A 6,761-nucleotide genomic window follows, 5' to 3' on the forward strand; every position below is an offset into this window, starting at 1 on the left:
TCCTTGACTCCCCGCCGGCTTCCTGCGTATAATTGACTCACCACCAACATGAAAAAAGCGAACGGTCCCGAAAACGAAGTCGCCGTCCTCATAACAGATATCCATCAGTATTCAAGGCTCACGTCGAACATGACCGCCGAAGAGATCCGGGACTACATGATCGGCTATCACAGCCATCTGCAGACCATCATCATGGACGGCGAAGGGAGGGCCGACGAGTTCGAGCCCTGCGCCGGGGATGCCTCGATAGTGATCTTCAAGCAGGGAGCGGGTGAGGGTCGAGAAGAGAAATGCAGGCGCGCTCTGAAGGTGGCGCTCGACATCGCCGGGGCCATTGAATCGGAAAAGATCCCCTTCACCAGGATCGGCATCTACGCGGGGGATATCATAGAGGCCCCTTTTGGCGGGCTTACGCTCAGGTTCGGCAGCTGTTTTGCCGCCGCAAACAGACTTGAGGAGCTTTGCGCCTACTTCGGGACAACGATCCTGATGGACCGTGAGATAGCGCTTGCCCAGGACGATCTGGCACGATACGTCGTCGCGATAGGAAAGGTGACGCCGAAGAGCTTTGAACACCCGATCCACGTCTACTCCATCTACAGGCCCGGAATACACAAGTGTCCGGCAGAGATCAACGAGGACGATCTCCACGCCTTCATCACCTTGAAGAACGAGGCGATCGAGCACTTCATCGGAAACGCGCAGAAGGGGATAACCCCCAACTTCCAGATAGCGGAACAGAAGCTGCACCAGGCGGAAATAGCGTTCAGCGAGGCCACGGGGCAGCTTGATGTGGCAACCCTGCGCATATCACAGTATATCCATGAGAATCCCTATCCCGTCGATACCTTTGAACAGCAGGGGATGGCGATAGACGAGAAACAGGGGCACTCCATCGGGATCAGGCTCCTTCTTCTCTCGCAGCAGCTCATCAAGGCCTTCGACCGGGAATTCTATCACGCCCTGATCGAGAACACGGACTGGGAGAGCCTGTTCAGGATCCACTGGTTCAAAAAAGATGACATCATCATGAGGATCGGTGACGAACCGAACGGCATCTATTATCTCGCCCGGGGAGACGTGCGCGTTGAGGACGCCGGGGGAAAGACCGTCGCCCAGCTGTCCGATGGGGACATCTTTGGAGAAATGGCCTATTTCGCCGACGACCGCAGGCGGAGCGCGACGGTCATCGCCATGACGGACATCGCCGTTCGCCGGATCTCCACGGAAGATTTCGAGAGGACACCCGTCCTTCACAGTCTTTTCGCCGAGATAGCCCGGCGAAGGATGAGACCCGTGTAGCCCCTTCGGGGAAAAGACAGTCGCAGGTCTCAGGTCTCACGTCTCAGGTTTCACGACAAGAACCGCAAGATACCGAAGCCACAAGCATCTTACCGGACATTTCGACTTTCATCGCATCGACCCCGGCCCGCCATGACGGGGAACCTCAGGACTGTCAGGCGGATGGTGGTCTTTACGCAAAAAAGTGAGGTTGGTGGATTTTTGCTAAGACATTTGGGTCTTGTGCCGATAATTCCATCAGATACACAGGAGGTGGCACATGACAGAGACCATCATATCGACGATACCCTGTCCCCATTGCGGCTCCAGGATGTACGCGGACTTCGATGTCGCCAACGCGGTAAAGGTATTCGTGTGTTCCAAACCAACCTGTCTGCACCGTGTCTATCCGGACTATCCAACAAGGACGGGGGACCAGGAAATGTGCTATCTCTGCGGGGAGTTGTTCACTATCAATGACGATTGCGCCGGGGTATTGTGCCCGCGATGTAAGACCGAGATGAAAAGGACCAGGGCCAGGGAGAAACGGGGCAGAAGGGGGCGGCCGTATGGAAAGGTTGCTCACTCCCGCGAACGCCGCCTCACGGCCTGACCCGGAAATGACGCCATCCCCGGCATCTCTATTCTAACTTTCCGATAACATTACTCGTTTCATTGCGTGGACGACCAATCTTTCTCTTGCAATTTCCCGGACCACTATGTTAAAAAATGTACAAGCGAGGTAAAAACTACATGAGCAACTTTCTGGATAAACTGGCCGTCAGGCAGATGGTTAAAGAGGACCTTGACGCCATTGTTGAGATCGATACAAAGGTCCTGGGCGAAAGCAGAAAGGACTACTGGGTCACGAAGATCATAAAGCAGGCTGAGAATAGACCTCCCGACGCCTCACTCGTGGCGGAGATCGATGAGAAGGTGGCCGGGTTCATCCTGGGCGAGGTCAGCGGTTGGGAATTCAAGGTGCCCAACAACATAGGCTGGATAGACACCATCGGCATAGACCCCGACTACCAGAACAGGGGCATCGCCAAGGTCCTCGCCGTGGGCCTCGTCGAGAATCTCCAGAAATACGGGGTCGACACCATATACACCCTTGTCAACTGGAACGATTGGGACCTCCTTCAGTTCTTCCACGCCATGGGTTTTTCCCGCGGCGACATGATAAACCTGGTACTCAAGGTCTGAAAGACCGTCGCAGGTTTCAGGTCTCACGTCTCAGGTTTCAGGCAAAAGACTGAAACACAATTACAAATAATAATCCCTGATGCCTGGTATAGACATCAGGGATTTTCCATTCCTGCTTTTTTGCGTTCAGCCTGAAACGTGAAACCTGGAACCTGGAACCTTCTTCTACCCTTCTTTCACTATCTTGAGCTTGGCTCTTGCGTTGATCTTGTTGCCCTTGATCTTGTTCGTCGCTTTGAGATCGTCGACATCGACGCCGTACTTTTCGGATATGGATGTCAGCGTTTCGCCCTTCTTCACCGTGTGGTAACGGACCTTTTTCGTCGACTTCGCGGCCACGCGGACCTTCTTCGGTTCGACGTGGCTCACAAGGCGGATCTTCATGTTGGGGTACACCCGGTTCCCCTTGAGCTTGTTTGCCGAACGCAGGCTCTCCTCATCGATCCCGTAACGATCGCTGATCTCCGAAAGGGTCTCTCCTCTCTTCACAACATGGAATGCCTTGGCGGGACGAGCCTTGATCTCCTTTTCGGAGCGGACGGCCACCGGCTCGCTCTTCCTTGCCACAGCTCTCGACACCAGGGTCTTCGTGGGAGCGTCCTTGTCATCCTTCCTGAGCGCCGTCTTCGACCTCTCAACGGCCGGCGGGTCTTGAGTCACAGCACTGGCAAGGGCAGTGTAGCCGGACGACTCTCCCGAAAACCTGGGTATGGCGATGACCATGCCGGGTTTGATCCTGAGATCGTCATCACTGCTGTTCACAAGGACGAGGTCTCGTTCGCTGACCTTGTACTTCCTGACGATCTTGGCCATGCTGTCCTTTTTCCGCACCTTGTACGTGACAACGCTCTTTACGGAGGGGAGTTTCTCAAGCTCCGTTTGCAGACGGTCGGTAAATGCCCGCTTCTCGACATCCGACGGAAGCTTCACGACGTAATCGTTCTTTCCCGGCGGGGTGATCCCCCGAAGGATCTCGGGATTGCACATACGGATGGTATCCATGTCGCGGTTTGAAGCCCTGGCTATGGCCGCGACCGGTGTTGCCGCCGGAACCTCGACCTCTGTGAATCTGACGGGAGGGTCGTAGGTGATGCTGCCGAAACCAAATTTCGCCGGGTCTTTCGCGATGATGGCCGCGGCTATCAACTGCGGGATGTAATTACGCGTTTCACGGGGAAGCGTGTTGTACTTGTAGAGCTCCCAGAAATCGTTCGTGTTGTGTTTCTGGACCAGTCGTCCTATTCTCCCCTCGCCGGCATTGTAGCTGGCGGCGGCGAGATACCAGCAGCCGAACTGGTCGAAAAGGTCCTTGAGATACTTTGCGGCGGCAACGGTTGATTTTTCCGGGTCCCGCCGTTCGTCTACCCAGTGATCCACCTCAAGACCGTACCGCCCGCCCGTGGAGTAGATGAACTGCCACGGGCCTGATGCCTTCGCGTGTGAATACGCCTTCGGGTTGAAACCGCTCTCTATCATGGCCAGGTAGACAAGGTCCTCGGGCATGTTCTTCTCTCGGAGGATCTCAGTGATGATGGGAACGTACAGCCGGGAACGCTTCAGCCAGTTCGCGAAAACCTTCTTCTTGTCCTCGGAGAACCATTTGATGTAGTACTTCACCGCGTCATTGAACACGATGGGGATGTCAAAATTCCGATCATAGTTCGTGGCAAGGAGGGTCGTTATATCGTCATCGTCGTTGACCTTCACTTCCAGTGAGTACGGCTGAGGCCGCGCCTTCCGCGGCGCGTCCTGTTTCTGCCTCGTATGGGCAACGATCGCCTTCGTTTTCATCGACCCTGTGGCGGAACCCTTCCCCGGTCTGGAAATCTGAGAGGAATCCGCCCCGGTGACCGAAGTCTCACCGGGAGCTTGGTCCTGTACAACGACGGGCAGCCCCTGGTTGCCGATGTCTCCCGTCGATACCTGGTTGTTCGTTGCGCATCCTGCGAGAAAAAGAATGAATGCCGCCGCGGCGATAGATCGTTTCATGTTCCCCTTACCATAGCCTTTTTCTTAAGGCCTTGTTACGATGATATGTGCAATATGCCTTTCCTGTCAACAAAAAAATCGCAATTCATCAAGTTAATTCAACAGCTTGTCCTGTAAATCCCTGTATCCTATGGAAAAATCGTATGCCTTCATACGCTTCTTGTTCTCCAGCTGAAGCTCTCTGATGATAAGCAAACCCTTACCGGTGGCGACTTCGAGCCCCATTTTCGTTATACCCGTGATGGTGCCTGCCGATGCTCGCGCCTCAACGCTTTCATCGACGAATGAGTTGTATATCTTGAGCAGTTTCCCGTCAAGATAGGTGAAAGCGGTCGGCCACGCCACAAAGGCCTTTACCTGGCAGTTCACCCGGGCGGCACTCACGGTCCAGTCTATCCTTCCCATCTCCTTCGTGATCATGGGGGCATAGGTGGCAGCCGCCTGATCTTGCGCCCTGCCTTCCATCATGCCGTGCCTCCCGATATCATCCACTACTTCCTGCAACATCTGTGCCGATTTTCCCGAAAGCCTCTTCGACAGAGTGATGTAATCGTCATCTTTCTCGATCGTTACCTTCTCCTGGCTGACAATGTCCCCCTCATCCATCTTCTCGTTCATTCGTATAAGGGTGATCCCCGTGACCGTATCACCGTTCAAGAGGGCCCATTGCATCGGCGACGGGCCGCGGTACAGCGGCAGGAGGGACGGATGAATGTTGAGGGGACCGATGGACGGGATGTCGAGGGCCCACTTCGGCACGATGAGCCCGAAGGACACCACCACGTAAAGGTCGGGGTGCAAGTCCGCTATGGACCGAGCCTCGTCGTCCCTGAAGGAGTCTATCTCGATAATGGGCAGACCCAGTTGAAGCGCGGCGTTCTTGACCTCGTTGTCGTCGATCTGGTAGCCCCTGCCCCTGGGACGCGCCCTCTTCGTCACAACGGCCACCACCGAGTCTTTTATCTGTAAAAGGGATGGTATGGAGAAGGAGGAGGATCCGAAAAAAACGATCCTCATTCCTTCTTACCTGTGTACTTTTTTTTGAAAATGTTCTTTTTTATGGGACTCAACCGATCAATGAAAAGCACACCATCGAGGTGATCGATCTCGTGCTGGAATGCGCGGGCAAGCTGCCCCTCGCACTCGAAATCGACGGTATTGCCCCTGAGGTCCGTTCCCCGGGCATGCACTTTCTTCGCTCTCTTCACGTACTCGTAATAGCCCGGAACGCTCAGGCACCCTTCCTCGCCATTCTCCTCGAGGTGGGTCTCGATGATGACGGGGTTGATGAGAATGATGGGTTCCTTCTCCCTGGGGTTCAAAGACGCGTCGATGGCTATGAGCCTCACCGGAAACCCGACCTGCGGCGCCGCAAGCCCCGCGCCATGGGCAAGAAGCATCGTCTCGATCATATCTCCCGAGAGTTTCACGATGACGTCCGTGATGTTCTCCACAGGCTTGGCGATCTTCTTGAGGACAGGGTCGGGGATGACACGGATATCAATTGTGGACATGCACTATTTTAAAACCATCCGCGCGCAGAGTCAATAACTGGAACGCCCTAACTCACATTGTTGACACCATCACCGGCAGGACTTAACTTGATTCCATCTCACATACCATACAAGGAGGTTCCCATGGCCGACAGACAAAGTGGAAAAGTAAAAGTGCTCGGTTTCGCGGGAAGTTTGAGGAAAGGATCCTTCAACAAGATGCTCCTCAAGGCCGCGGTCGAGGTCGCGCCCGCGGACGTGGAACTGGAAATATTCGACATCGAAGGGATACCCCTTTCAATCAGGACTTGGAGAACGAACCCCACGCGAAGGTCAGGGAGCTGAAGGAAAAGGTCAAGGCGTCGGATGCCGTCCTGATAGCCACGCCCGAATACAACTACTCCGTTCCAGGCGTCCTGAAGAACGCCATCGACTCGGCGTCGAGGCCTTACGGTACGAACCCGTTCGAGGGCAAGCCCGCCGCCATCATGGGCGCCTCGATCGGCATGCTCGGGACCGCCAGGGCGCAGTACCATCTGCGGCAGACATGCGTCTTCCTCAATTGTTTCGTTCTCAACAGGCCCGAGATAATGGTCCCCTTCGCGGAGCAGAAGTTCGATGCCTCGGGCAACCTCACGGATGACAGGACGAAGCAGCTGATACAGGAACTCCTGGCCGAACTGGCAAAGTGGGCCAGGAAGCTGGGGCAGGCGAAGTGAGCAGGAAAACGTTTTCGTCAGGCCGGCGCCGGATACATTATCTCGCGCCCGGTTTCCTCCCCTCCACCAGGCA

The 6,761-nt window shown here is 55.2% G+C and carries 6 protein-coding genes and 1 pseudogene; 4 read left to right on the top strand and 3 right to left on the bottom strand.

What is annotated here, in order from left to right; genetic code table 11:
• Positions 1-48 precede the first annotated feature (48 nt).
• The 3 genes from GXX82_03855 to GXX82_03865 all read left to right on the top strand — a co-directional run bounded on the left by GXX82_03855 (position 49) and on the right by GXX82_03865 (position 2,487).
• Positions 49-1,302: a cyclic nucleotide-binding domain-containing protein gene (locus GXX82_03855; protein ID NLT22161.1), complete on the top strand. Its 1,254-nt coding sequence runs from the start codon at positions 49-51 to the stop codon at positions 1,300-1,302.
• A 259-nt stretch (positions 1,303-1,561) separates the two neighbouring features.
• Positions 1,562-1,894: a hypothetical protein gene (locus GXX82_03860; protein NLT22162.1), complete on the top strand. Its 333-nt coding sequence runs from the start codon at positions 1,562-1,564 to the stop codon at positions 1,892-1,894.
• Positions 1,895-2,034: 140 nt separating this feature from the next.
• Positions 2,035-2,487: a GNAT family N-acetyltransferase gene (locus GXX82_03865; GenBank protein NLT22163.1), complete on the top strand. Its 453-nt coding sequence runs from the start codon at positions 2,035-2,037 to the stop codon at positions 2,485-2,487.
• A gap of 165 nt (positions 2,488-2,652) precedes the next feature.
• On the opposite strand, the gene GXX82_03870 is transcribed toward GXX82_03865, so the two are convergent.
• The 3 genes from GXX82_03870 to def all read right to left on the bottom strand — a co-directional run bounded on the left by GXX82_03870 (position 2,653) and on the right by def (position 5,990).
• The gene (locus GXX82_03870) at positions 2,653-4,476 is read right to left on the bottom strand and encodes a LysM peptidoglycan-binding domain-containing protein (protein ID NLT22164.1); all 1,824 of its coding nucleotides are present in this window, start codon (positions 4,474-4,476) and stop codon (positions 2,653-2,655) included.
• Positions 4,477-4,569: 93 nt separating this feature from the next.
• The gene (locus tag GXX82_03875) at positions 4,570-5,493 is read right to left on the bottom strand and encodes a methionyl-tRNA formyltransferase (GenBank protein NLT22165.1); all 924 of its coding nucleotides are present in this window, start codon (positions 5,491-5,493) and stop codon (positions 4,570-4,572) included.
• Positions 5,490-5,990: a peptide deformylase gene (gene def, locus GXX82_03880; protein ID NLT22166.1), complete on the bottom strand. Its 501-nt coding sequence runs from the start codon at positions 5,988-5,990 to the stop codon at positions 5,490-5,492. The genes GXX82_03875 and def overlap by 4 nt, the downstream gene beginning before the upstream one ends.
• Positions 5,991-6,113: 123 nt before the next feature.
• On the opposite strand from def, the pseudogene GXX82_03885 reads away from it, so the two are divergent.
• Positions 6,114-6,688, top strand: a pseudogene (locus GXX82_03885) (NAD(P)H-dependent oxidoreductase).
• Positions 6,689-6,761 lie beyond the last annotated feature (73 nt).

It is taken from the genome of Syntrophorhabdus sp. (assembly GCA_012719415.1).
Lineage (GTDB): Bacteria > Desulfobacterota > Syntrophorhabdia > Syntrophorhabdales > Syntrophorhabdaceae > Delta-02.